Source organism: Streptomyces sp. A0642 (genome assembly GCF_004795105.1).
Classification (GTDB): domain Bacteria; phylum Actinomycetota; class Actinomycetes; order Streptomycetales; family Streptomycetaceae; genus Streptomyces.
On sequence record NZ_SSBL01000005.1, the window covers coordinates 417,105 to 441,419 of the forward strand.

Sequence of the window (24,315 nt, forward strand, 5' to 3'; positions counted from 1 at the left end):
CGCGGTCGCGCTACCAGGCCTGCGGCGGCCCTCCGTACGGAGGCGGGGCGGTGGCCGCCCGGTGCCGCGCGAGCAGCGTCCACACGCCCAGGGCGAGGACCAGCACCGTCCCCGTGCCGATCCCGGCCGCTCCGACCAGCTTCATGGTGGTGCTCTCGCTCTCGGCCGCCTGCGGCCCGCTCTGGCCCCGCGCGGCCAGGTCCTTGTCCTTCTCCGTGACCGCGAAGATCCCGGCCTCGCCCGCGTACGGGGACCCCTGCGCCTTGCCCTCGACCTTCACCGACAGCGTCAGCGGGAACGGCTTGGCGCCGTAGGCCTTCTTGAGCTCCGGGCTCAGCGTGACGGACAGGTAGTACCAGCCCGCGAAGCGCATGGCGCTGACACTTTCGGTCGAGGAGAACCTGTTCCGGTACGCGACCGGAGGTACGGGGTCCAGGGACACGGAGGCCGGCTTGCCGGAGTACGCCATGGGCGAGACGTCGTCGACATGGCCCTGGGCGGGGTTATCCAGGGACATCGCGAGAGCGCTGCCGATGTAGTCGTCCGAGGCGGTGCTGTTGCCGAGGCCGGCCGTGGCGAAGATCTGCTGCCCCCAGTCCACCGGCACCCGGTAGAAGAGGGTCTGCCCCGGCGTGATCTCGGCCTTCCATTCACCGGTTTCCAGACTGGTGGCGTCGTAGTAACCGGTCCCGCCGCTCCTGCGGTTGTCGGTGGCGGGCGTGGGCGGGGCGGGGGAGGCGGACGGCCAGTCCTGCGGCGCGTCGGTCGGCGTCGCGGCCTGGTCGGAGAGCTCCGGCTCCGCCGCGTACCGCAGCTCCAGGTCCCAGTCCCCGGGCTCCGAGGTGGCCTTGCTCTCGCGCTCGACCAGGACGTTGTACGTGCCGGGGCCCTGGCAGGTGCTGCTGTCCTTCTGCACGACCCGGTAGGCGTAGGCGGCGATCGGACGCGGGTACTCCGCGGACTCGAAACGGGCGTCCTCGGAGCTGCACTGCAGATCCGAGGAGTTCCGGATGCTGACCGTGATGCCGTCCCCGTAGGCGACCTTGCCACCGCCCTTGGGCACGGCGACGGCGGAGACGTACGCGTTGGTCGTCGCGTCCAGGTTCAGACGGTAGTAGAGCTTCTGACCGGCCTTGATCGAACTCCTGTAGACCGCACCGGCCTTCAGTTCCGCAGCCTCGGTGTTGACCTCCGCCCCGGCCACCGCCTCGGCGCCCGGGTCGAAGGTGTACGCGGCGGTCCCGCCGTCCGCGTACGCCGGTCCCGGCAGCGCCGCCACCGCGCACATCGCCGCGGCCGCCGCCAGCGTCACCCGGCCCCTGCTGCGCTGCCTCATCACGCGCTTCCCCTCGTCGTCCGTGCGGCTGCCCCGCGGCGGCTGCGTACCTATACGAACACGGCGGCCGGCGCGGCCATGACGGCAGCCCCGGCGGCAGCCGCGATGCCGTCCATCCTGCCCCTCCCGCCCCACCGCTGTCTGCGGACGCGATCGAAACGCCCTTCTCGCCCCCGTCCGCCGCCTTGGTCCCGGGGGCCCCGTGCTCCCGGCCGGTCCGTGCGTCGCCGAGCACCGATACGCGCAGCACGAGGCCGGTGTGCGGGTTCTCCGCGATCTCCGCGGCCCGCGCTCCCAGCGTCACCGAGCAGGAGAAGCCGCCCGCGGCATGCACCGGCTGGACATCGGTCCGGATTCCGCAGCGGTGGGTCCGGGCGACCGGAAGCCCGCCCCGCGCCGCCGCGGCTGGACGGCCGCTGTACATCGTGCGCGGGTTGCACTCGTCGCCGCCCGTCAGCGGGTGGCGGGCCGGCGTGCAGCGCCGGGTCGTCCCGTACGCGTACGGGACGATGGCTCCGTCCACCGCGGGCTCATGGGCGAACTCGACTTCGTAGCGCCCCTGCTGGCCCCCCTCCCGCCGGAACCCGGCACCGGAGCGTCCGGGACGGCGGGATGCGGTCGCGTCCCACCCCCTCACCGATCGTGCGGGGGCGTTGAACCCGGTGCCACCACACACATCCCGGGGGGGCGCCCGCCGGCAGCGTGGCCTCCTTGGCGCCCGGCCCGTACCCGTCTGCGACGAGGCCGGCGGCGCCTCGACCCCGTACACGGGCTCCAGGGGCCAACGCGCGGCGGCGGAGCCCTTGTTGCTCTCCCGCCCCACCACCGGCCGGTACCGGCCCGCACGGTCGCAGGTGCGGGCGACCTGCTCCGAGCGCATGCGGGCGACCGCCGAAGTCAGCACAACCGCCCCCTCCTTCGGGAGAAAGCGCGCGGTGTCCGTCCCGCACGAGCCGTGCTCGGAGAACTCGATCATGGTGCTGGCCGTGCCGAGTCCACGGCCGCCCCCGGCCGCGGCACCGCCGTCGCCGCGAAGCCCGCCGTGGACACCGCGTCCGGGTCGACCGCGTCGTACCCGTCGGACAGACCGTCCCCGAGCGTGCCGGCTGCTGAGCGGGCCCTCTCCATCCGGGGGCGCCCCGTGCCGTCGTCGTCCCCCCGCGAGCCGGACGAGTCGAGGACCCTGACCGGGCCGCCTTCCCCGGACAGGACCGCCTCCCGCGCCTCAGGGACGTCCGGCGGGCCCGCCAGGGCCCGCGGTGTGCCCGCCACCGGGGCGGACCACGCCCCGCCGATCACTGGGCCCACCCACTCGGTGCGGTGGTGCCTGCGAGCCCTCACCCGTGCCCCCTCGGCCGAAACCCCAGCCTCTTTGCTTGAGCAAGCTATTGATTTGCTTGAGGGAACTCAAGAGCACAGGTGTCACGGTCCCGCAACAGCACGAAGCCCCGGCCGCTCATGCGACCGGGGCCCCGACAGGCTGTTCTGTCTCACACGCCCGAACCTGCGGGCACGGAGTCAGTCGCCTCCGTCCACAGGTCCTGCTCGGCGCGATCCGCCTGGATCTGGCGGTACACGAGGAGCCCGCCGATGGCAGCCAGTGCGACCAGGAGAAGCTTCTTCACCGCGCGACCTCGTCTTTCCTTGGCGTTGGGGAGTTCTGCTGCCCGACTATACACATCGGCCGATATCGACCGGTGACCTCCCCGCAACCCAACTGGGGCCTGTGGACGAGCGCGCGTCGCCGGGCTGTGCATCAGTGGCCGACGACGCCGGCGGCCCCCGTGGGACCGCCGGGACACCGCTTCTCGGGACCGGTTGCACCATACGAGTGGTGTTCATCCGAAGAACGGCATATCGGCGGCGTCGGTCCATGAAATCGCGAGCCGGATCCACATCATCAGAAAGGTAAGCAAACCGGACCACCTGAAAGTGAGGGGCCATGAGCACCTTCAAGGCCAAGAGCATCTGGACCGCCTTCATCACCGCGTTCTTCGCACTTCTCGCGTCGCTGGGCCTCGCAAGCTCCACCGCCGCGGCCACGGAAGCCACGGTCACGGAGCCGGCGAGCACGAGCCACGAGCACAGGGGCGCCACCGCCGCAACTCCTGCCGCCCCGTCGGTGCGATGGACCCTTCCGCGTGACCGGGCCCTGCCGCCCACGATGAAGCAGCGCATCCGCGCCGAGGCACACGGCTCCTCACCCGCCACCCGGCACCTGTCCGCTGACACCGGCGACACCACGCACAGCACCGGCACCGCCCGCGCCTCGCACGGCGCCCCGGCGGGAGACGCCTCCCTCCTTCCGCCCTGAGAGCGGCGCACCTGACACCCAGAGCCCCCGGGCCGGTTCCCACCGGACGGGGGCTTTCCCGTGCGCCCGCACGCCCTCTCGTGCCGCACGCCTGCGTGCGGCGTTCCGCGCCCTTCGCGTGCGGCCTTCCGTCCGCCGCACGTACGGCTTTCCGCGCGCCTCGCGCAGGGGCGGGCACGCACCCGCACACGCCGCCGTACGCGCTTGCACGCGGGCCCGGGTGCGCGCGCGGAAGCCGAGGGCGGCGTACGGATCGGCCCGGGAGCTCTTGCGGACACGGAGGCCGGCACCGGTGCCGGACGGGGGCCGGCACCCCGGCCCGCACCGCCGCTCCGCCCGGTGGCGAAACCGAGTTCCAGCGGGGCAACCCACCGGCACCCGGCTGACACGAACGCCCCGCTCCCACGCAGAAGGCCCGGTCCCTCCGAAGAGGAACCGGGCCTTCTGTCGTCACTGTGGGGCTAACAGGATTTGAACCTGTGGCCTCATCCTTATCAGGGATGCGCTCTAACCAACTGAGCTATAGCCCCGCCGCGCTTTTGTGTCGCGCTGACGTGAAGAAGATTAGCGCACGTCGGGGCCAGTCCCAAAATCGATAGCCGCGCCCCTACTCGTCCTCGGCCAGCGTGAGCTCGACTCCGCCCACGAAGCCGGCCGACAGGTTGTAGATGAAGGCGCCCAGCGTCGCCAGCGCGGTCGCCAGCACCACGTCGATCACCGCGATGACCGAGGTGAAGATCAGCACCCGCGGCAGCGACAGGAACGACTGCAGGTCGAACCCGTTGCCCTCGTTGGAGCCGGTCGCCTCGCTGATGGTGCCGCCGACGGTCTCGAAGACGCCCATCGCGTCCATCACCATCCACAGCACCGCCGACGCGACCACCGTGCAGATGCCGAGCGCGATGGACAGCAGGAAGCTGACCTTCATCACCGACCACGGATCGGCCTTCGCTACCCGCAGACGCGCCTTGCGGGTACGCGGAGTCGTCCGCGCCCCCGTCCGCGGCCTGCGGGTCGCCTGGGCCGCGCCCGCGCCCGGCACGGCGCCCTGCTGCCCGCCGTAGGAGCGCCCGCCTCCCTGAGTCCCGCCCGGAGGCGAGGGATAGGCCTGCGGCGGGTGATACGGGCCCGCCTGGCCCGGTGCGGGTTCCCGCTCACCGGGCAGCGGCCCGGTCGCGTAACCCTCGTACTGGGGCTGAGGTCCCCGGGTATCCGTCACAGTGCCCCCTTGGGAGTCCGTGGCAGGGCCACGGGCACCGTTCCCGCCGGCTCCGGAAGCGGCCGAACCGGCGCCCGTGGCTCCACTCACGATCTACTCCTCGTGCTCCCCGGTCGAGGACGTGGTGCCCTCGACTGTGCCGTCGACCGTGTTCTCGGCAGTCGCCTCGGCCGTGGTGGCCTCAGCTGTCACTGCCCCGGTCGTCTCGCCTTCGGCATCAGCGTCGACGGAACCGTCGACCTCTTCGGCCTCGCGACCTGCCTCGGCGTTGCGAGCGATACCGACAACGGCGTCGCGCTTGCCCAGATTGATCAGTTGGACGCCCATGGTGTCACGGCCCGTCTCCCTGACTTCATTGACTCGCGTACGAATCACACCACCGCCGAGCGTGATGGCGAGAATCTCGTCCGTCTCCTCGACCACCAGCGCACCGACCAGCGAGCCCCGGTCCTCGACGATCTTGGCGGCCTTGATGCCCAGGCCACCGCGACCCTGAACGCGGTACTCGTCGACAGGGGTTCGCTTCGCGTACCCGCCGTCAGTGGCAGTGAACACGAAAGTACCGGGCCTGACGACATTCATCGAGAGCAGTTCGTCTCCCTCGCGGAAACTCATGCCCTTCACACCCGAAGTGGCGCGGCCCATCGGACGCAGCGCGTCGTCCGTAGCGGTGAACCTGATCGACTGGGCCTTCCTGCTGATGAGCAGCAGGTCGTCGTCGGACGAGACCAGCTCCGCGCCGATCAGCTCGTCGTCGGAGCCGTCGGCGGTCTCCCGCAGGTTGATGGCGATGACACCGCCCGAGCGCGGCGAGTCGTAGTCCTTCAGCGCGGTCTTCTTCACCAGACCGCCCTTCGTGGCCAGGATCAGATACGGCGCCGCGTCGTAGTCGCGGATCGCCAGGATCTGCGCGATCTGCTCGTCCGGCTGGAAGGCCAGCAGGTTCGCCACGTGCTGGCCGCGGGCGTCCCGTCCGGCGTCCGGGAGTTCGTAAGCCTTCGCGCGGTAGACGCGGCCCTTGTTGGTGAAGAACAGCAGCCAGTGGTGGGTCGTCGACACGAAGAAGTGGTCGACGATGTCGTCTTCCTTGAGCTTCGTGCCACGCACGCCCTTGCCGCCGCGCTTCTGCGAGCGGTAGTCGTCCGTCTTCGTGCGCTTCACATAGCCGCCGCGGGAGATCGTGACGACGATGTCCTCCTCGGCGATCAGGTCCTCGATGGACATGTCGCCGTCGAAGGGCACGAGCTTGGAGCGCCGGTCGTCGCCGAACTTGTCGACGATCGCCGCCAGCTCCTCGCTGACGATCTGCCGCTGCCGCTCCGGCGAGGCGAGGATCGCGTTGTACTCGTTGATCTTCGCCTGGAGCTCGTCGTGCTCGGCAGTGATCTTCTGGTGCTCCAGCGCGGCCAGCCGGCGCAGCTGCATCTCCAGGATCGCGTTCGCCTGGATCTCGTCGATCTCCAGCAGGCCCATCAGGCCCTCGCGCGCGATCTCGACGGTGTTGCTGCGCCGGATGAGGGCGATGACCTCGTCGATGGCGTCCAGGGCCTTGAGCAGGCCGCGCAGGATGTGCGCGCGCTCCTCCGCCTTGCGGAGGCGGAACTTCGTGCGCCGGACGATGACCTCGATCTGGTGCGTCACCCAGTGGCGGATGAACGCGTCGATCGACAGGGTGCGCGGCACCCCGTCCACCAGCGCCAGCATGTTGGCGCCGAAGTTGGTCTGCAGATCGGTGTGCTTGTACAGGTTGTTCAGGACGACCTTGGCGACCGCGTCCCGCTTCAGCACGACGACCAGGCGCTGGCCGGTGCGCGACGAGGTCTCGTCACGGACGTCCGCGATGCCGCCGACCTTGCCGTCCTTCACCAGGTCGGCGATCTTCTGCGCGAGGTTGTCGGGGTTGGTCTGGTACGGCAGCTCCGTCACGACCAGGCACTGGCGGTTCTGGATCTCCTCGACCGCCACGACCGCGCGCATCGTGATCGAGCCACGGCCGGTGCGGTACGCCTCCTCGATGCCCTTGCGGCCCACGACGAGCGCGCCCGTCGGGAAGTCCGGGCCCTTGATCCGCTCGATCAGGGCGTCCAGGAGCTCCTCCTGCGAGGCCTCCGGGTGCTCCAGGTACCACTGCGCGCCCGACGCGACCTCGCGCAGGTTGTGCGGCGGGATGTTGGTGGCCATGCCGACCGCGATGCCCGCCGAGCCGTTGACCAGCAGGTTCGGGAAGCGCGCCGGGAGGACCGTCGGCTCCTGGTTGCGGCCGTCGTAGTTGTCCTGGAAGTCGACGGTCTCCTCGTCGATGTCCCGGACCATCTCCATGGACAGCGGCATCATCTTGCACTCGGTGTACCGCATGGCGGCGGCCGGGTCGTTGCCCGGAGAACCGAAGTTGCCGTTGGAGTCCACCAGCGGCATGCGCATCGACCAGTGCTGCGCGAGGCGCACCAGGGCGTCGTAGATCGACGAGTCGCCGTGCGGGTGGTACGTACCCATGACGTCGCCGACGACGCGGGCGCACTTGTAGAAGCCCTTCTCGGGCCGGTAGCCGCCGTCGTACATCGCGTACAGCACCCGGCGGTGGACGGGCTTGAGGCCGTCCCGCACGTCGGGCAGGGCACGCGACACGATGACGGACATCGCGTAGTCGAGGTAGGAGCGCTGCATCTCCGTCTCGAGCCCGACGGGCTCGACACGCATGCCCACGCCCTCGACGGGCGGAACCTCTTCGGGCGTCACGGGGACAGGGGTGTTCTCGTCGGCCATTGCTGGTCAAAGTCCTTTCGCGCTGCGGCTTGGAGGGTCGCCGGACCCTCCTCCTTGTACGGCCGACTCAGATGTCGAGGAAGCGGACGTCCTTGGCGTTGCGCTGGATGAACGAGCGCCGCGCCTCGACGTCCTCACCCATCAGCACCGAGAACAGGTCGTCGGCCTGCGCCGCGTCGTCGAGCGTGACCTGGCCGAGCACACGGTGGTCGACGTCCATCGTGGTGACACGCAGTTCCTCGGCGTTCATCTCGCCGAGGCCCTTGAAGCGCTGGATCGAGTCTTCCTTGATCCGCTTGCCGTTCTGCTTGCCCAGGGCCACGAGGGCGTCGCGCTCGCGGTCCGAGTACGCGTACTCGAAGTCGTCCCGGCCCCACTTGATCTTGTAGAGCGGCGGGCGCGAGAGGTAGACGTGGCCGGCCTCGACCAGCGGTCGCATGAAGCGGAAGAGGAAGGTGAGCAGCAGGGTGTTGATGTGCTGGCCGTCGACATCGGCGTCCGCCATCAGGATGATCTTGTGATAGCGGAGCTTCTCGATGTCGAAGTCCTCGTGGACCCCGGTGCCGAAGGCCGAGATCAGCGCCTGGACCTCGGTGTTCTGCAGGATCTTGTCGATCCGGGCCTTCTCGACGTTCAGGATCTTGCCGCGGATGGGCAGGATGGCCTGGTACATCGGGTTCCGGCCGGACTTCGCCGAACCACCGGCGGAGTCACCCTCGACGATGAAGATCTCGCACTTCGTCGGGTCGTTCGACTGGCAGTCGCTCAGCTTGCCCGGCAGCGAGGCGCTCTCCAGGAGCCCCTTGCGACGGGTCAGGTCACGCGCCTTGCGGGCCGCCACGCGGGCGGTCGAGGCGGCGATGCCCTTACGGATGATGTCCGCGGCCTCGTTCGGGTTCCGGTCGAACCAGTCCGTCAGCTGCTCGTGGACGACCTTCTGCACGAAGGTCTTGGCCTCCGTGTTGCCCAGCTTGGTCTTGGTCTGGCCCTCGAACTGCGGCTCACCCAGCTTCACCGAGATGATCGCCGTCAGACCCTCGCGGACGTCCTCACCGGTGAGGTTGTCGTCCTTCTCGCGCAGCAGCTTCTTGTCGCGCGCGTACCGGTTGACCAGCGAGGTCAGCGCGGCCCGGAAGCCCTCCTCGTGCGCACCGCCCTCGTGCGTGTGGATCGCGTTGGCGAAGGAGTAGACACCCTCGCTGTACTGCGTGTTCCACTGCATGGCGATCTCGGCCGAGAGGAGACGCTCCTTGTCCTCGGCCTCGATGTCGATCACCGACTGGTGGATGACGTCGCCCTTGCGGGAGTTCAGGTACTTCACGAAGTCGACGATGCCGTTTTCGTAGTGGTACGTGACCGTGCGGGCCGGCTCCTCCTCGGGAACCTCGACCGCCTCGGCGCTGTCCGCTCCGGCCGTCGCCTTCGCCGACTCCCGTTCGTCGGTCAGCTTGAGGGTGAGGCCCTTGTTGAGGAAGGCCATCTCCTGGAAGCGGCGCGAGAGCGTCTCGAAGGAGTACTCGGTCGTCTCGAAGATGTCCCCGTCGGCCCAGAAGCTGACGGTCGTGCCGGTCTCGTCCGTGGCCTCGTTACGGGCCAGCGGGGCGGTCGGGACGCCGAACTTGTAGTCCTGGGTCCATCGGTAGCCGTCCGTCCTGACCTCGACGGCCACGCGGGTGGACAGGGCGTTGACGACGGAGACGCCGACGCCGTGCAGACCGCCGGAGACCGCGTAGCCGCCGCCTCCGAACTTGCCGCCCGCGTGGAGCACCGTGAGGACGACCTCGACGGCGGGCTTGCCCTCGGACGGCACGATGCCGACGGGGATGCCACGGCCGTTGTCGATCACGCGCACTCCGCCGTCGGCGAGGAGCGTGACGTCGATGGTGTCCGCGTGCCCGGCCATGGCCTCGTCGACCGAGTTGTCGACGACCTCTTGCACGAGGTGGTGGAGACCGCGCTCACCGGTCGAGCCGATGTACATGCCAGGTCGCTTGCGGACCGCGTCCAGACCCTCGAGCACGGTGATCGCGCTGGCGTCGTACGAGGCTTTCACCTCGCCCGAGGCGGGAGCGACGCTGCTCTCACCGGGGGTGGACGGAATGTTCTCGTTGGGGTTGCCGGAATCGGCCACGAAGCGCCCTTTCTGGCACAGCACAGGCCGTTCTCCGGACAGGCGGGAGCGGCTGCGTCGTTCGGCTTGTATCGACGAATCCCGCAAGGACGCGGGATTGTCCACCAGTCTACCGGTAGCGCCGACCCGAATGGGGGTTTGCCGGTACCTGAGTCCGCATGTGCCGCCCTGAATGAGCGCCTGACGACTCCCCATATTCGGGAAGGGGCCTCAAGAGGCTCACACGGGCATTGAGCGCTTCGGCCTGTCAGCCTCCCACTACGGTGAGGGACGCCCGCTCACAGCCGTACGGTTTCCACCACCGCACACCCCTGCAACTCGGGTACCGAGGGCATCGGGGACAACAGGGCCACACCGGTCACCCGGCGTGCGGCCCGCAGTGCCCGGACCGCTGTCGGAGCAGGGCGAAGGCAGGGGAAAGCGCCAGGTCAAGCGCGGTCAGCCGTAGGTGTCGCCGGGGCCGGTGCTCCCCGGCGCGCGCAGCGGACCGTAACCGCGCTGCGGACCGCCCGGCCCCAGCACCTTGATCAATCTCACGGTGCCGTGCCCCAGATCCGCGTTCAGCCGGGCCACCAGCTGAGGGGCCAGCAGCCTCAGCTGGGTCGCCCACGCCGTCGAGTCGCACTGCACCGTCAGCACCCGCTCGTCGGGGTCCTCGTCGTAACGCAACGGCACACAGTGATTGGCCAGATCGTCACCCACGATCTGCGGCCAGCGGCCCATCACACCGCCCACCGCGGCCGGCGTCTCCCAGCCCCGTTCGGTGATCAGGCGATTGATCGCGGCCCCCAGCGGCAGCGGGTCCCTGCCGTCCGCCCGCGCGCCGGAACGCAGCCCGCCACCGCGCCGGGCCTGCTTCTTCTGCTGCGCTGCCGCGCCACGGGCCCGCGCCTGCTCCTTCGCCGCGCGCAGGGCCACCCGCGCCAGGTCCACGCCCGAGGGTTCCGGTTGCTTCGCCGGTTCTCCGCCGGGCCCGGAATTCACAGGGGGTCCGTCTCCGTCGCCGCTCACAGCCGGTCCACCTCGCCCGCCGACACCGCGTACCGCGTCCCCGCCAGCACGCCCGGGACGTCATCGTCGACCGCCGCCGTCACCAGCACCTGTTCGCCCTGGGCCACCAGCTCAGCCAGCCGCTCCCGGCGCCGCGCGTCCAGCTCGGCGAAGACGTCGTCCAGCACCAGCACCGGTTCGTTGCCTTCGGAGCGCAGCAGATCGTACGAGGCCAGCCGCAGGGCCAGCGCGTACGACCACGACTCCCCGTGGCTCGCGTACCCCTTGGCCGGCATCCCGCGCAGGCCGAGAACCAGGTCGTCGCGGTGCGGGCCGACCAGCGTCACGCCCCGTTCGATCTCCTGTTTGCGCACCTCTGCCAGGGCCGCGATCAGCTGCGCGTACAACTCCTCGCGCGTGCGCGCGTGCTCCACCTCCGTGCCCACCGAGCTGCGGTACTCCAGCATCACCGGACCGCCGCCCGGCGCCACGTCCGCGTACGCCTTGTCGGCCAGCGGCTGAAGCGTCGCGATCAGGTCCAGCCGCTGCGCCAGCAGCTCGGCGCCCACCCGGCCCAGATGCTGGTCCCACACGTCGAGCGTCGACAGGTCCATGGAACGGCCCCCGTGCCGTCGCGCCATCGCTGCGGACTTCAGCAGCGTGTTGCGCTGCTTGAGCACCCGCTCGTAGTCGGAACGCACTCCGGCCATCCGCGGCGAACGCGCCGTGACCAGCTCGTCGAGGAACCGCCGGCGCTCGCCGGGGTCGCCCTTGACCAGTGCGAGGTCTTCCGGGGCGAACAGCACCGTGCGCACTATCCCCAGCACATCCCGGGGCCTGACCTGCGACGACCTGTTGATCCGGGCCCGATTGGCCTTGCCGGGGTTCAGCTCCAGTTCGACCAGCTGGGAGCGTTCGCCCTGGGTGACGGCCGCCCTGATGACAGCGCGGTCGGCGCCCATGCGCACGAGGGGGGCGTCGGAGGAGACGCGGTGGCTGCCGAGCGTCGCGAGATAGCCGACGGCCTCGACGAGATTCGTCTTGCCCTGGCCGTTGGCCCCCACGAACGCGGTGACGCCCGGGTCGAGAGGCACCTCGACCCGGGCGTACGAGCGGAAGTCGGCCAGCGACAGATGCGTGACATGCATGGTGTACGCCGACCTTTCCGGCTTCCTGCTCCGTGGGGCGGGGCGGACCGTCCGGTCCTGCCCGCCCCTCGTCGCGCTACTTCTTGTTCTCGACCGCGTGGCCACCGAACTGGTTGCGCAGTGCGGCGATCATCTTCATCTGCGGGGAGTCGTCCTGGCGCGAGGCGAAGCGCGCGAAGAGCGACGCGGTGATCGCGGGCAGCGGCACGGCGTTGTCGATCGCCGCCTCCACCGTCCAGCGGCCCTCGCCGGAGTCGGCGGCGTAGCCACGGAGCTGGTCCAGGTGCTCGTCGTCGTCCAGCGCGTTGACCGCCAGGTCGAGCAGCCAGGAACGGATGACCGTGCCCTCCTGCCAGGAGCGGAAGACCTCGCGCACGTCGGTGACGGAGTCGACCTTCTCCAGGAGCTCCCAGCCCTCGGCGTAGGCCTGCATCATGGCGTACTCGATGCCGTTGTGAACCATCTTCGCGAAGTGGCCGGCGCCGACCTTGCCCGCGTGGACGGACCCGAAGGCGCCCTCGGGCTTCAGCGCGTCGAAGACCGGCTGGACCTTCGCGACGTTCTCGGCGTCGCCGCCGTACATCAGCGCGTAGCCGTTCTCCAGGCCCCAGACACCGCCCGAGACTCCGCAGTCGACGAAGCCGATGCCCTTGATGCCCAGCTCGACCGCGTGCTTCTCGTCGTCGGTCCAGCGGGAGTTTCCACCGTCCACGACGATGTCGCCGGGCGAGAGCAGCTCGGCCAGCTCATCGATGGTGGACTGGGTCGCGGCACCGGCCGGGACCATGACCCACACGACGCGGGGGCCCTTCAGCTTGCCCACAAGCTCTTCGAGGCTGTGGACATCGGCGACGTCCGGGTTGCGGTCGTAACCGATGACGGTGTGGCCAGCGCGGCGGATGCGCTCGCGCATGTTGCCGCCCATCTTGCCGAGGCCGACGAGACCGAGCTCCATCAGAGATTCCTTAAGCGTTGTGCCGATTCGTACCCGGAACCGAGCCTACGCCCGGCAGGGGACAGGACGCCGGGCATGCTCGGCGCTGAACATGCCCGTCGGGTCCTGCCGCGACTCCTCGGCCGCCGGCAGGACCGGTGACCGGTCAGCCCGACAGGCGGACCGGCATGATCAGGTACTTGTACGCGTCGTCCGCCTCGGCGTCCACGGCCGGCCGGCCGCTGAGCAGCGCGGGCTTGGTGGACGTCGTGAACGAGAGCTGGGCGACCGGGGAGTCGATGGCGCTCAGGCCGTCGAGCAGGAAGGTCGGGTTGAAGGCGATGGAGATGTCGTCGCCCTCCAGCACGGAGTCGACGCGCTCCACAGCCTGTGCATCGTCGCTGGAACCCGCTTCGAGGATCAGGACGCCCTGCTCGAAGCTGAGTCGCACCGGCGTGTTCCGCTCGGCCACCAGGGCCACGCGCTTGACGGCCTCGACGAACGGCGCGGTCTCGATGACCGCGACGGAGTTGAACTCGGTGGGGAAGAGCGTGCGGTACTTCGGCAGGTCGCCTTCGAGCAACCGGGTGGTGGTCCGCCTGCCCGCGCCCTCGAAGCCGATGAGGCCCTCACCGGCGCCGGAGCTCGACAGAGCGAGCGTCACGGTGTCACCGCTGGTCAGCGCCTTGGCGGTGTCCAGGAGCGTCTTGGCGGGGACCAACGCGACGGCGGAGGCGTCGGCGTTCTCCGGCTTCCAGAGGAACTCGCGGACCGCGAAGCGGTAGCGGTCGGTGGAGGCGAGGGTGACCGTGTCGCCCTCGATCTCGATGCGCACACCGGTGAGGACGGGCAGCGTGTCGTCGCGTCCGGCGGCGATGGCGACCTGGGCGGCGGCCGAGGCGAAGACCTCGCCGGGCACGGTGCCGGTCGCGGTCGGCATCTGCGGCAGGGCCGGGTACTCCTCCACAGGAAGGGTGTGGAGTGTGAACCGCGAGGAGCCGCAGGCGACCGTCGCCCGTACACCGTCTGTGGAAATCTCCACCGGCCGGTTGGGGAGGGCGCGGCAGATGTCGGCGAGCAGGCGGCCGGAGACGAGCACCGTGCCGTCCTCCTCGATCTCGGCGTCCACCGAGACACGGGCCGAGACCTCGTAGTCGAAGCTCGAGAAGCTGAGGGCGCCGTCCTCAGCCTTCAGCAGAAGGCCCGCGAGAACGGGCGCCGGCGGACGGGCCGGGAGGCTACGGGCCACCCAGGCCACAGCCTCCGCGAGTACATCGCGCTCCACCCGGATCTTCACCGGAACCGCCTCCTGCTGTTGCTCGCTCGCCCTGCCGGCCTTCGTCATCTGGTCGGGTCGCTCCACCGCTGCCGGGGAGGACGCCGGGGACCAGTCTGACGTACGGCACCGACACTCGGTGCTGCTCGGGGTCAAGTCGCGACGAGCGGGTCGGGGAGCTCCGGCGCCGAGTTGTGCACAGGCCCCACTTCGAAGCAGATTCCGGGCTAACTATAGGTGGTAGTAGTAGTAGGGCCTGTGGATACGGTGGATAACGTCGTTTTCCCAGGTCAGGCCCCGTTTTTTATCCACCGCCCCTGTGGGTGGCACCGGTGGACAACCCGGTGTTTCTGTGGACACCCGAAAGTTGTGCACACCCGGTACACAGGGCAGGGGGGTTTGTCCCCAGAGCCGTCCCCAGCTTTACCCACGTTCCCCACAGCCCAACCAGCCCTCTTGGTGTGACGCCTTTCACTCGGGGCGGTGAAAGCGGGTGTTGCGTTGCCGAACAGTGGACAGCGGTGTGGAGAAGCCCGCCCTCCCTGGGGAAAACAGCCGCGCTCCTGTGGGCCGATGGTGGACAACGTCGGCGGGGGCCTGTGGACGAAAAACTTGTCCACAGGCTGTGGATCATTGTTGACCACAAATCCCCAGCCCTCTGAGCTGGCCTGATGAGGTGTCGGCCGTCCTGCCTGTGGAAGCAGTATGGACAACTTTTGAATCCCCAGGCTGTGGAGGGGAAATTCTCCCCAGATCTGTGGAGAACACCCGTGTCCTGGCAGCTATTCGAACAGCGCGGCCGGCCGGCAGCCCCCGGGCTCGCCGCCAGGGCGGCGTTCAGCGCCTCGTCAGCGACACGCATCAGGGTTGCCGAGCGCTCGGCGGGGAAGCGGAGAAGGGCGCTGTGCGGACTCCTGACGAGTCCGCACAGCGCCCTTCCGGTGCGTGCGTGTGCTGGCGGCGAGAGGGCCGTCAGCCGTTCTTGATGCGGTTGGTGAGCTCGGTGACCTGGTTGTAGATGGAGCGACGCTCCGCCATCAGCGCCCGGATCTTGCGGTCGGCGTGCATCACCGTCGTATGGTCCCGGCCACCGAACTGGGCCCCGATCTTGGGCAGCGACAGGTCCGTCAGTTCGCGGCACAGATACATGGCGATCTGGCGCGCCGTCACCAGCACGCGGCTGCGCGAGGATCCGCAGAGATCCTCCACCGTCAGACCGAAGTAGTCCGCGGTCGCCGCCATGATGGCCGTCGCCGTGATCTCCGGAGCGGAGTCCTCACCGCCGGGGATCAGGTCCTTCAGCACGATCTCGGTCAGCCCGAGGTCCACCGGCTGACGGTTGAGACTGGCGAAGGCCGTCACGCGGATGAGAGCGCCCTCCAGCTCCCGGATGTTGCGGGAGATACGGGAGGCGATGAACTCCAGGACCTCCGGCGGGGCGTTGAGCTGCTCCTGCACCGCCTTCTTGCGCAGGATCGCGATGCGCGTCTCCAGCTCCGGAGGCTGCACATCGGTGGTGAGGCCCCACTCGAAACGATTCCGCAGCCGGTCCTCCAGGGTCACCAGCTGCTTGGGCGGGCGGTCCGAGGACAGGACGATCTGCTTGTTGGCGTTGTGGAGCGTATTGAAGGTGTGGAAGAACTCCTCCTGCGTCGACTCCTTGCTCGCCAGGAACTGGATGTCGTCGACCAGCAGGATGTCGACGTCGCGGTACCGCTTGCGGAAGGTGTCTCCCTTGCCGTCGCGGATCGAGTTGATGAACTCGTTGGTGAACTCCTCCGAGCTCACGTACCGCACCCGGGTGCCCGGATAGAGGCTGCGGGCGTAGTGCCCGATGGCATGCAGCAGGTGGGTCTTGCCGAGACCCGACTCCCCGTAGATGAAGAGCGGGTTGTACGCCTTGGCGGGCGCTTCGGCGACGGCGACGGCTGCCGCGTGCGCGAAACGGTTCGACGCCCCGATGACGAAGGTGTCGAAGAGGTACTTGGGGTTCAGCCGGGCGTGGGGTTCGCCGGGGCCGGGCGCCGGCGACGGCTGCGCGCCCATCGGACCGGTTCCGCCCCCGGGCCGCCCGGTTCCGCCGCCCTGCCGGTGCTGGGGCTCCTGCATGTCGCGGCGCTCGGGGCGCTGGGACTCGTATCCCTGGCGCTCGGGCTGCTGGGACTCGTATCCCTGGCGTTCCGGCTGCTGGGACTCGTACCCCTGGCGTTCCGGCTGCTGCGGACGGTAGTCGTGCTGCTGCGGGGAGCGGCCGCCGCCGTACGGCTCGCGCCACTGCTCGGCGGACGAGTCGCGGTCCTGGAACCCGCCGAGCCGGGGCTGCTGCCAGGAGAGGTCCTCCTGGGTGCGCGGCCACGCGCCGGGTTCGGGACGCTGCTGTTGGTAGTCGGGGTAGGCGGGCCGGGCCGTCGGCATGCCGTCGTCCGAGGGCCGGTGGCCGTAACCGTCGTAAGTGTCGTTGTGCTGGCGCTCGTCGTGCGGGGGGCCCTGGTAGCGGTGCTGCTGGGACTGGTGCATCGGGGGCGCCGGCGGGTTCGGCGGCTCGCCCGCCGAGTCGTCGACCGTGATCGCGATCCGGATCGGCCGGCCGCACTCGCGGGTCAGCGTCTCGCTGATGAGCGGCGCGAGCCTGCCCTCCAGGACGCGCTTGCCCCATTCATTGGGGACGGCGAGCAGAGCGGTGTCGGCGACCAGGGCGAGCGGCTGACAGCGCTCGATCCACTGCTTGTCCTTCGGCTCGATGCCCTGCTGCCCCTCTCCGAGGAGTTGCTCCAGCACGCGTGGCCACACTGCGGCAAGATCGGCAGGTACGTCAGCCACAGGGCACGCTCTCTCGCTGGTCCCACGAATGTGTGGTTCTCGGGACGGATGGGTCGGGATGGGTGAGGACCGGCAGGGGGGAAGAAAAAGAACCGGAGTTCAGCCACGGTAGGCGGGTCGGCCCATGCGGTTCAAGTCGTTGTCCACAGGCTGTGCACAATGGGGGGTCCGACAGGGTCGGTTTGACCGGATGGCGTAGCCGCGCGTACCGTGACCAGGTCGAGTTGTCGATGGCTGCTGCCGCCTGCCTCCGATGGGCAAAGATCACGATCTGTGATTGTGAAGCGGTGCAACTAGGGCGTTTACGCGAGTCTCTCGTGGGCGCACGGTGACAGCCAGGCGATGTCCCGCCAATACACGATCATTACTGGAGCCCCCGAGTGAGCAAGCGCACCTTCCAGCCGAACAACCGTCGTCGCGCGAAGACCCACGGTTTCCGTCTGCGTATGCGGACCCGTGCCGGCCGCGCGATCCTCGCGTCCCGCCGTGGCAAGGGCCGCGCCAGCCTGTCCGCCTGATCGCGTACAGGTCGTCATGACGTGCTGCCTACCGAGAATCGGCTGAGGCGGCGCGAGGACTTCGCGACCGCAGTACGGCGAGGACGCAGGGCCGGCCGCCCTCTACTCGTCGTTCATCTACGCAGCGGTGCAACGGACCCGCACGTGACTGGGGAGACTGCTCCCCCGCCGCGTGCGGGTTTCGTTGTCAGCAAAGCCGTGGGTGGTGCGGTCGTACGCACAGCGGTGAAGCGAAGGCTTCGCCATCTGGTCCGAGAACGGCTGGCCATGCTGCCCCCCGGTAGCCTGGTTGTCGTACGCGCGTTGCCCGGTTCGGGTGACGCCGACCATGAACAGCTGGCCCGAGACCTGGATGCCGCCTTGCAGCGGCTGCTGGGAGGGGGCGCGCGATGAAGTACCCGCTGCTGGCTCTCATCAAGCTGTACCAGTGGACGATCAGCCCACTTCTCGGGCCTGTCTGCCGTTACTACCCGTCGTGTTCCCACTATGGATATACGGCGATCGACCGGCACGGAGCGATCAAGGGAACGGCGCTGACGGCCTGGCGCATCCTGCGATGCAATCCGTGGTCACCCGGCGGCGTGGATCACGTTCCACCACGCAAACGTCCGCGTTGGCACGAACTGCTGCGTAGTGCCGTACGCGGCAGCAAGGGCGGGGACTCCGCCGCTGATGTGCCTCCCGGGGGGTCGGCCACCGACCGTCCGAGCCCGGCCGCAGAGACTTCGCCCAATGCTCAAGGAGCCTGATTAGTGGACACGATTGCCAGTCTGTTCAGCTTCATCACGTGGCCCGTTTCCTGGGTCATCGTCCAGTTCCACAAGTTGTACGGGGCGATCTTCGGCCCCGACACCGGATGGGCCTGGGGTCTGTCCATCGTGTCCCTCGTGGTGCTGATCCGCATCTGCCTGATCCCGCTGTTCGTCAAGCAGATCAAGTCGACGCGGAACATGCAGGTGCTCCAGCCGAAGATGAAGGCGATCCAGGAGCGCTACAAGAGCGACAAGCAGCGTCAGTCCGAAGAGATGATGAAGCTGTACAAGGAGACGGGCACCAACCCGCTCTCCTCGTGCCTGCCCATCATCGCGCAGTCGCCGTTCTTCTTCGCCCTGTACCACGTGCTCTCGGCCATCGCGTCGAACAAGAAGATCGGCGTCATCGACCAGTCGCTGCTGGACAGCGCTCGTCAGGCCCACATCTTCGGTGCTCCGCTGGCCGCCAAGTTCATGGACAGCGCGGACAAGGTCGAGGCGCTCGGCGCCTCGCTGACCGACGTCCGGGTCGTCACCGCCGTCATGATCGTGATGATGTCGGCCTCCCAGTTCTTCACCCAGCGCCAGCTGATGACGAAGAACGTCGACCTGACGGTCAAGACGCCGTACATGCAGCAGCAGAAGATGCTCATGTACATCTTCCCGCTGATCTTCGCCGTCATGGGTATCAACTTCCCCGTCGGTGTCCTCGTCTACTGGCTGACCACGAACGTCTGGACCATGGGTCAGCAGATGTACGTGATCAACCAGAACCCCACCCCGGGCAGCAAGGCGCAGGAGCAGTACCTCGGGCGTCTCCTGAAGAGCGTCACCTCGCACGGTGAGGTGCGGGGCCGGACCCGGCGCAACACGGTCAAGCGGATCGTGGCCAAGGGCACGGACCGCAACGACATCGAACGGAAGTTCGTCACGGGACTGGCCAAGCTCGGTTTCGCCCCTCAGGAGGACGGCACGGTGGCCAAGAGCGACACCGCCGTCGCCGAGGCCGAGGGCGGAGCCGCACAGCGGCGCCAGCAGCCCAAGCGGCAGACGAAGGCGAAGCGCCAGACCACTGCCGGCCATCAGGGCAAGGACACCGATCCCACCGGCTCCGAGCCCAAGACCTCCCTGCAGAAGAGCGCACCGCAGGAAGACAAGTCGAAGCCGGCGGGCAAGCCCGCTTCCGGCTCCTCACGCCAAGCCAAGTCCGGACAGCGCAAGGGCCCGCAGCGGCCCAAGCACCCGTCCAAGAAGTAAGAAGGAGTCCATCCGTGACGGAAGGCACCACCTCCACGGCCGCTGAGGGCAGCGACACCTTGACCCGCCTTGAGCAGGAAGGGGAGATCGCAGCGGACTACCTCGAGGGCCTGCTCGACATCGCCGACCTGGACGGCGACATCGACATGGACGTCGAGGCGGACCGGGCCGCGGTCTCGATCATCAGTGAATCGGCACGTGAACTGCAGAAGCTCGTGGGCCGCGACGGTGAGGTGCTGGAGGCGCTCCAGGAGCTGACGCGGCTGGCCGTTCACCGGGAGACCGGTGACCGCAGCCGCCTGATGCTGGACATCGCCGGTTTCCGGGCCAAGAAGCGCACGGAACTCGCCGAGCTGGGTGCCAAGGCCGCGGACGAGGTCAAGAGCACCGGCGAGCCGGTGAAGCTCGACCCGATGACGCCGTTCGAGCGCAAGGTTGTGCACGACGCGGTTGCGGCCGCAGGTCTGCGCAGCGAATCGGAGGGCGAGGAGCCGCAGCGCTTCGTCGTCGTCCTTCCGGCCTGACCGGACCTTTCCTGTCGGCCCCGTCTGTTCGCAGGCGGGGCCGATCTTTGTCAGCCTGATAGTCAGCCACCCATGGTGCGGTAGTGCGGTATGGAAGGACGGTTCCCGTGACGGAGGAAGTAGCGCTTCCCCAGGCGCCCGACGAGGCCCGGGCGGTGTTCGGCGAGTGCTTTCCCGAGGCCGTCCGGTACGCGGAACTGCTGGCCGATGCGGGGGTCAAGCGAGGCCTGATCGGTCCACGTGAGGTCCCGCGCCTGTGGGGGAGGCATCTGCTGAACTGCGCGGTGCTCTCCGAGGTCGTTCCTGAGGGGGTCACGGTCTGCGATGTGGGCTCCGGTGCGGGCCTTCCCGGGATCCCGCTCGCGCTGGTGCGCCCAGATCTGAAGATCACCCTGCTCGAACCGTTGCTGCGGCGTACGAACTTTCTCCAGGAGGTCGTCGAGCTGCTGGGCCTTGATCATGTGACGGTTGTCCGTGGGCGGGCCGAGGAGGTCCTGGGGACACTTTCGCCGGTACACGTGGTGACCGCTCGTGCGGTGGCTCCGCTGGACCGCCTGGCGGGCTGGGGAGTGCCCCTGCTGCGCCCGTACGGGGAGATGCTGGCGCTCAAGGGCGATACCGCCGAGGAAGAGGTCAACGGCGCACGCGCGGCCCTCAGCAAGCTCGGCGTCGTGGAGGCCGAGGTGCTTCAGGTGGGCGAGGGCATCGTCGACCCGATGTCCACCGTGGTGCGTGTGGTGGTCGGTGAGAGCCCCGGCGGTGTGAGGTTCGCCGCAAAACGCGCCAAGGCTGCCAGGGTCAGCCGGACACGCCGTCGTCGCTGAGCGCGGTCCGTACGTGCCCTGAGGGCGGCCGTACGCACCCCGCGCGGAGTGTCGTGCCCCTGTAGCTACGCTGCAGGGGCATCGTGTTTCACGTGAAACGTCGCTCTCTGCTGCATGGAATCATCGGCCGCGGTCGTGCGGCCGCCGCCCCTCGCCATCGCAGGCCCGTTAGGGCTACGGAGTTGTCCACAGAAGTGGATTCATCCACAGAAGAGCGGGCCTCGCTGGTTCACGACCCCGAAACCATGGCAGGCTCTGCTCATTGCGAGCCTGAAGCCGAGGAGAGTGAATCCTTGCGGTCCGACGCCAACATCGCGGGACCGATGACCGATCCGGTCCCCGGTCCCCGAACCGAATCGGCGGGGGACGGTGTTTCACGTGAAACACCGCCGCCGATGGACGACACACCCATCGGTCGTGCGGCCCAGCTGGCGGTGGAGGCCCTCGGCCGAGCCGGCGAGGGGCTGCCCCGGCCTGACCAGACGCGGGTCATGGTGGTCGCCAATCAGAAGGGCGGGGTGGGTAAAACCACCTCGACAGTGAACCTGGCGGCGTCGCTTGCGCTCCATGGCGCACGTGTTCTCGTGGTCGACCTCGACCCGCAGGGGAACGCCTCCACGGCGCTGGGTATCGACCACCATGCTGAAGTCCCCTCGATCTATGACGTCCTGGTGGAGAGCAAACCGCTCTCCGACGTGGTCCAGCCGGTCCCGGACGTCGAAGGTCTCTTCTGCGCCCCCGCCACCATCGATCTCGCCGGTGCGGAGATCGAGCTGGTGTCGCTGGTGGCGCGGGAGAGCCGACTTCAACGCGCGATTCAGGCCTACGAGCAGCCGCTCGACTACATCCTGATCGACTGCCCGCCCTCGCTCGGCCTGCTGACGGTCAACGCCTTGGTGGCCGGTGCGGAGGTGCTGATCCCCATCCAGTGCGAGTACTACGCGCTGGAAGGGCTGGGTCAGCTGCTGCGCAACGTCGACCTGGTGCGGGGCCATCTCAACCCCGACCTCCACGTGTCGACGATCCTGCTCACCATGTACGACGGCCGGACCCGGCTCGCCTCGCAGGTGGCGGAGGAGGTGCGCAGCCACTTCGGCAAGGAAGTGCTGCGCACCAGCATTCCTCGGTCGGTACGGATCTCCGAGGCGCCGAGCTACGGACAGACGGTGCTGACCTATGACCCGGGTTCCAGCGGGGCCCTGTCCTACCTCGAAGCCGCCCGTGAGATCGCGCTGCGTGGGGTCGGTATCCAGTACGAGGCACAGCATGCCCAGACGGGCAGTCGGAACAGCCCGCAGAACAGTTCGGAGGGGACCCAGTGAGTGAGCGTCGTAGAGGTTTGGGGCGGGGGCTCGGTGCCCTGATCCCCGCCGCTCCGCAGGAGAAGCAGGTCCCGGCCCCCGGGGCGGGTGCCTCCGCACCCGGAACGGCGCCGGTGCTGACGTCCGACCGGGGGGTGGCCGTCGCGAAGGTGACCACCCTGGGCACGGGTGGCCCTGTGGTGCCGGAGCCGAGTGCACCCGTCTCGGTGTCCGAGGGAGCCGGCGGCCCGGCAGAGGTGGCCGGGGCATACTTCGCCGAGCTTCCCATCGACTCCATCACGCCGAACCCTCGCCAGCCCCGCGAGGTGTTCGACGAGGACGCGCTGGCCGAGCTGGTCACCTCCATCAAGGAGGTCGGTCTTCTCCAGCCGGTCGTCGTGCGGAAGGCGGGATCCGGGCGCTATGAGCTCATCATGGGCGAGCGGCGCTGGAGGGCCTGCCGTGAGGCCGATCTGAAGCAGATTCCCGCGATCGTCCGGGCTACGGACGACGAGAAGCTCCTTCTGGACGCACTGCTGGAGAACTTGCACCGTGCGCAGCTGAACCCCTTGGAGGAGGCGGCTGCGTACGACCAGCTGCTCAAGGACTTCAAGTGCACCCACGACCAGCTGGCGGACCGGATCGGGCGCTCACGGCCCCAGGTGTCCAACACCCTGCGTCTGCTGCGGCTGTCCCCGCCGGTGCAGCGCAGGGTCGCGGCCGGGGTGCTGTCGGCCGGCCACGCGCGCGCGTTGCTGTCGGTGGACGACTCCGAGGAGCAGGACAAGCTGGCGCACCGGATCGTGGCCGAGGGGCTGTCCGTGCGTGCGGTCGAAGAGATCGTGACGCTCATGAGCTCCAGGCCGACGAGCACCGCCAAGTCCAAGGGACCTCGGGCCGGCGGTCGGCTGTCGCCCGCGCTGACCGACCTGGCGTCCCGGCTGTCCGACCGGTTCGAGACCAGGGTCAAGGTGGACCTCGGGCAGAAGAAGGGAAAGATCGTCGTCGAGTTCGCTTCGATGGAGGATCTGGACCGCATCCTCGGAAGCCTGGCGCCGGGCGAGGGCCGTGTTCTGGACCGGGCGTCCGCGGAGGAGAACACCGAGGACGGCGAGGGCTGACGCTCTGAGTGGTGAAGGGCGGGCCGTGCTCCGGCGCATGACGGAGAGCGGCCCGCCTTCTGCCTTTCTGCGGAAGCCGGTCTACCCCTGTCTCCCTGGGGAAGACAGGAGGAGTTTGCCTTCTGCCGAAGACGGCGCGCCCTTTGCTTCTTCACGGTGTCGGCTTGATCCCTCGGTGGATACGATGCGTTCTGGCAGGACGCATCCAAGTGATCCACTGCCGTGAACGGAATCCATCGGCCGTCACGGCGTGCGGTGGGTGAGGGAAGTGAGGAACAGCCTCCATGGGGCGTCGGCTTGTACCGCTCACACTGGACAATCTGTCTGATCTCCCCCGGCCCTGCCGCTCGTGTGTGTTCTGGGAGCTTGATCCGGTGCGAGGGGAGGCCGCGGTCAAGGACGGCAGAGCCGAATCGGAAAAGGAAGCCTGGATCTCCTCCGTTCTGCTGGAGTGGGGGTCCTGCGGCCGCGTCGTCTATGTCGACGACGTTCCGGTCGGCTTCGTCCTCTACGCCCCGCCCGCCTACGTGCCGAGAGCGACGGCCTTTCCGACGAGCCCCGTCTCCCCCGACGCGGTCCAGTTGATGACTGCCTTCATCCTGCCGGGATACCAAGGCCAGGGACTGGGCCGGGTGATGGTGCAGACCGTAGCCAAGGACCTGATTCGGCGAGGGTTCAAAGCGATCGAGGCCTTCGGGGACACTCGCTGGAAGGAACCTGCCTGTGTGCTGCCCGCGGATCACTTGCTGGCCGTGGGCTTCAAGACGGTGCGCCCCCACCCGGTGCACCCGCGGTTGAGGCTGGAGCTGCGTACGACGCTTTCCTGGAAGGAAGATGTCGAACTGGCCCTGGACCGGTTGCTGGGGGTCGTACAGAAGGAACCCGCGCTGCGACCGTTGTGAGTGCCGCGCAGCAAGGAACGTGAAACGGGCCCGTCCCCCGGAGGGACGGGCCCGTTTCACGTGAAACAACGGTGCTGCGGTTCTGCCTTACTCAGCGATGAAGCCCTCGAGGTCGCGGAGGATCGCGGCCTTCGGCTTGGCCCCGACGATCGTCTTGGCGACCTCGCCACCCTGGTAGACGTTCA

The 24,315-nt window shown here is 68.7% G+C and carries 21 protein-coding genes, 1 tRNA gene and 1 pseudogene; 10 read left to right on the forward strand and 13 right to left on the reverse strand.

From position 1 onward, the window contains the following. Positions 1 to 10 precede the first annotated feature (10 nt). The 3 genes from E6R60_RS13535 to E6R60_RS37355 all read right to left on the reverse strand — a co-directional run bounded on the left by E6R60_RS13535 (position 11) and on the right by E6R60_RS37355 (position 2,961). The gene (locus tag E6R60_RS13535; protein WP_206309406.1) at positions 11 to 1,336 is read right to left on the reverse strand and encodes a hypothetical protein; all 1,326 of its coding nucleotides are present in this window, start codon (positions 1,334 to 1,336) and stop codon (positions 11 to 13) included. Positions 1,337 to 2,308: 972 nt separating this feature from the next. After that, positions 2,309 to 2,677, reverse strand: coding sequence for a hypothetical protein (locus tag E6R60_RS37350; protein WP_240802532.1), 369 nt, complete (start codon positions 2,675 to 2,677; stop codon positions 2,309 to 2,311). 149 nt (positions 2,678 to 2,826) lie between these two features. Then, positions 2,827 to 2,961, reverse strand: coding sequence for a DLW-39 family protein (locus tag E6R60_RS37355; RefSeq protein ID WP_003958712.1), 135 nt, complete (start codon positions 2,959 to 2,961; stop codon positions 2,827 to 2,829). 317 nt (positions 2,962 to 3,278) lie between these two features. Here E6R60_RS37355 and E6R60_RS13550 point away from each other — a divergent pair, with 317 nt between their 5' ends. Continuing rightward, complete coding sequence (locus E6R60_RS13550; RefSeq protein WP_136326739.1) at positions 3,279 to 3,650, forward strand: DUF6344 domain-containing protein; 372 nt, start codon at positions 3,279 to 3,281, stop codon at positions 3,648 to 3,650. A 456-nt stretch (positions 3,651 to 4,106) separates the two neighbouring features. Here the strand turns inward: E6R60_RS13550 and E6R60_RS13555 are convergent. From E6R60_RS13555 to dnaA, 9 genes are all read right to left on the reverse strand, one after another. Then, positions 4,107 to 4,180 (reverse strand) — tRNA-Ile (locus E6R60_RS13555). A gap of 77 nt (positions 4,181 to 4,257) precedes the next feature. Continuing rightward, positions 4,258 to 4,869 carry a DUF3566 domain-containing protein gene (locus tag E6R60_RS13560; protein WP_136326740.1) on the reverse strand — a complete coding sequence of 204 codons (612 nt, stop codon included), beginning with the start codon at positions 4,867 to 4,869 and terminating at the stop codon, positions 4,258 to 4,260. Positions 4,870 to 4,962: 93 nt separating this feature from the next. Further along, the gene (gyrA, locus tag E6R60_RS13565; RefSeq protein ID WP_136326741.1) at positions 4,963 to 7,632 is read right to left on the reverse strand and encodes a DNA gyrase subunit A; all 2,670 of its coding nucleotides are present in this window, start codon (positions 7,630 to 7,632) and stop codon (positions 4,963 to 4,965) included. Between the two features lie 67 nt (positions 7,633 to 7,699). Then, positions 7,700 to 9,787 carry a DNA topoisomerase (ATP-hydrolyzing) subunit B gene (gene gyrB, locus E6R60_RS13570; protein WP_136326742.1) on the reverse strand — a complete coding sequence of 696 codons (2,088 nt, stop codon included), beginning with the start codon at positions 9,785 to 9,787 and terminating at the stop codon, positions 7,700 to 7,702. A gap of 414 nt (positions 9,788 to 10,201) precedes the next feature. Continuing rightward, positions 10,202 to 10,747 (reverse strand): DciA family protein, encoded by a 546-nt coding sequence (locus tag E6R60_RS13575; RefSeq protein ID WP_240802533.1) that lies wholly within the window; start codon positions 10,745 to 10,747, stop codon positions 10,202 to 10,204. A 23-nt stretch (positions 10,748 to 10,770) separates the two neighbouring features. Continuing rightward, the gene (gene recF / locus E6R60_RS13580; RefSeq protein ID WP_136326744.1) at positions 10,771 to 11,901 is read right to left on the reverse strand and encodes a DNA replication/repair protein RecF; all 1,131 of its coding nucleotides are present in this window, start codon (positions 11,899 to 11,901) and stop codon (positions 10,771 to 10,773) included. A gap of 76 nt (positions 11,902 to 11,977) precedes the next feature. Next, positions 11,978 to 12,856, reverse strand: a complete 879-nt coding sequence (gene gnd / locus E6R60_RS13585) for a phosphogluconate dehydrogenase (NAD(+)-dependent, decarboxylating) (protein ID WP_136326745.1) — start codon at positions 12,854 to 12,856, stop codon at positions 11,978 to 11,980. Between the two features lie 145 nt (positions 12,857 to 13,001). Then, positions 13,002 to 14,132 (reverse strand): DNA polymerase III subunit beta, encoded by a 1,131-nt coding sequence (dnaN, locus tag E6R60_RS13590; protein WP_136326803.1) that lies wholly within the window; start codon positions 14,130 to 14,132, stop codon positions 13,002 to 13,004. Between the two features lie 951 nt (positions 14,133 to 15,083). Then, positions 15,084 to 16,931: a chromosomal replication initiator protein DnaA gene (gene dnaA, locus E6R60_RS13600; RefSeq protein ID WP_136326746.1), complete on the reverse strand. Its 1,848-nt coding sequence runs from the start codon at positions 16,929 to 16,931 to the stop codon at positions 15,084 to 15,086. Between the two features lie 380 nt (positions 16,932 to 17,311). On the opposite strand from dnaA, the gene rpmH reads away from it, so the two are divergent. The 9 genes from rpmH to E6R60_RS13645 all read left to right on the forward strand — a co-directional run bounded on the left by rpmH (position 17,312) and on the right by E6R60_RS13645 (position 24,130). Then, a complete protein-coding gene (gene rpmH / locus E6R60_RS13605) occupies positions 17,312 to 17,449 on the forward strand; it encodes a 50S ribosomal protein L34 (RefSeq protein WP_010985740.1) in 138 nt (45 codons plus the stop codon). A 21-nt stretch (positions 17,450 to 17,470) separates the two neighbouring features. After that, the gene (gene rnpA / locus E6R60_RS13610; RefSeq protein ID WP_136326747.1) at positions 17,471 to 17,842 is read left to right on the forward strand and encodes a ribonuclease P protein component; all 372 of its coding nucleotides are present in this window, start codon (positions 17,471 to 17,473) and stop codon (positions 17,840 to 17,842) included. Next, entirely contained in the window at positions 17,839 to 18,198 is a 360-nt protein-coding gene (yidD, locus tag E6R60_RS13615; protein WP_136326748.1) for a membrane protein insertion efficiency factor YidD, read from the forward strand. Before rnpA ends, yidD begins: the two co-directional genes overlap by 4 nt. A 3-nt stretch (positions 18,199 to 18,201) precedes the next feature. After that, positions 18,202 to 19,458: a membrane protein insertase YidC gene (gene yidC / locus E6R60_RS13620; protein WP_136326749.1), complete on the forward strand. Its 1,257-nt coding sequence runs from the start codon at positions 18,202 to 18,204 to the stop codon at positions 19,456 to 19,458. Positions 19,459 to 19,472: 14 nt separating this feature from the next. Next, a complete protein-coding gene (locus tag E6R60_RS13625) occupies positions 19,473 to 19,982 on the forward strand; it encodes a R3H domain-containing nucleic acid-binding protein (RefSeq protein WP_136326750.1) in 510 nt (169 codons plus the stop codon). A gap of 107 nt (positions 19,983 to 20,089) precedes the next feature. Continuing rightward, positions 20,090 to 20,806: a 16S rRNA (guanine(527)-N(7))-methyltransferase RsmG gene (gene rsmG, locus E6R60_RS13630; RefSeq protein WP_136326751.1), complete on the forward strand. Its 717-nt coding sequence runs from the start codon at positions 20,090 to 20,092 to the stop codon at positions 20,804 to 20,806. 245 nt (positions 20,807 to 21,051) lie between these two features. Next, complete coding sequence (locus E6R60_RS13635) at positions 21,052 to 22,128, forward strand: ParA family protein (protein WP_136326805.1); 1,077 nt, start codon at positions 21,052 to 21,054, stop codon at positions 22,126 to 22,128. Next, complete coding sequence (locus E6R60_RS13640) at positions 22,125 to 23,228, forward strand: ParB/RepB/Spo0J family partition protein (protein WP_136326752.1); 1,104 nt, start codon at positions 22,125 to 22,127, stop codon at positions 23,226 to 23,228. Before E6R60_RS13635 ends, E6R60_RS13640 begins: the two co-directional genes overlap by 4 nt. 284 nt (positions 23,229 to 23,512) lie before the next feature. Continuing rightward, positions 23,513 to 24,130: a GNAT family N-acetyltransferase gene (locus E6R60_RS13645; RefSeq protein ID WP_136326753.1), complete on the forward strand. Its 618-nt coding sequence runs from the start codon at positions 23,513 to 23,515 to the stop codon at positions 24,128 to 24,130. Positions 24,131 to 24,217: 87 nt separating this feature from the next. Here E6R60_RS13645 and E6R60_RS13650 read toward each other — a convergent pair. Next, positions 24,218 to 24,315, reverse strand: a pseudogene (locus E6R60_RS13650) (thiol reductase thioredoxin); the annotation flags it as partial.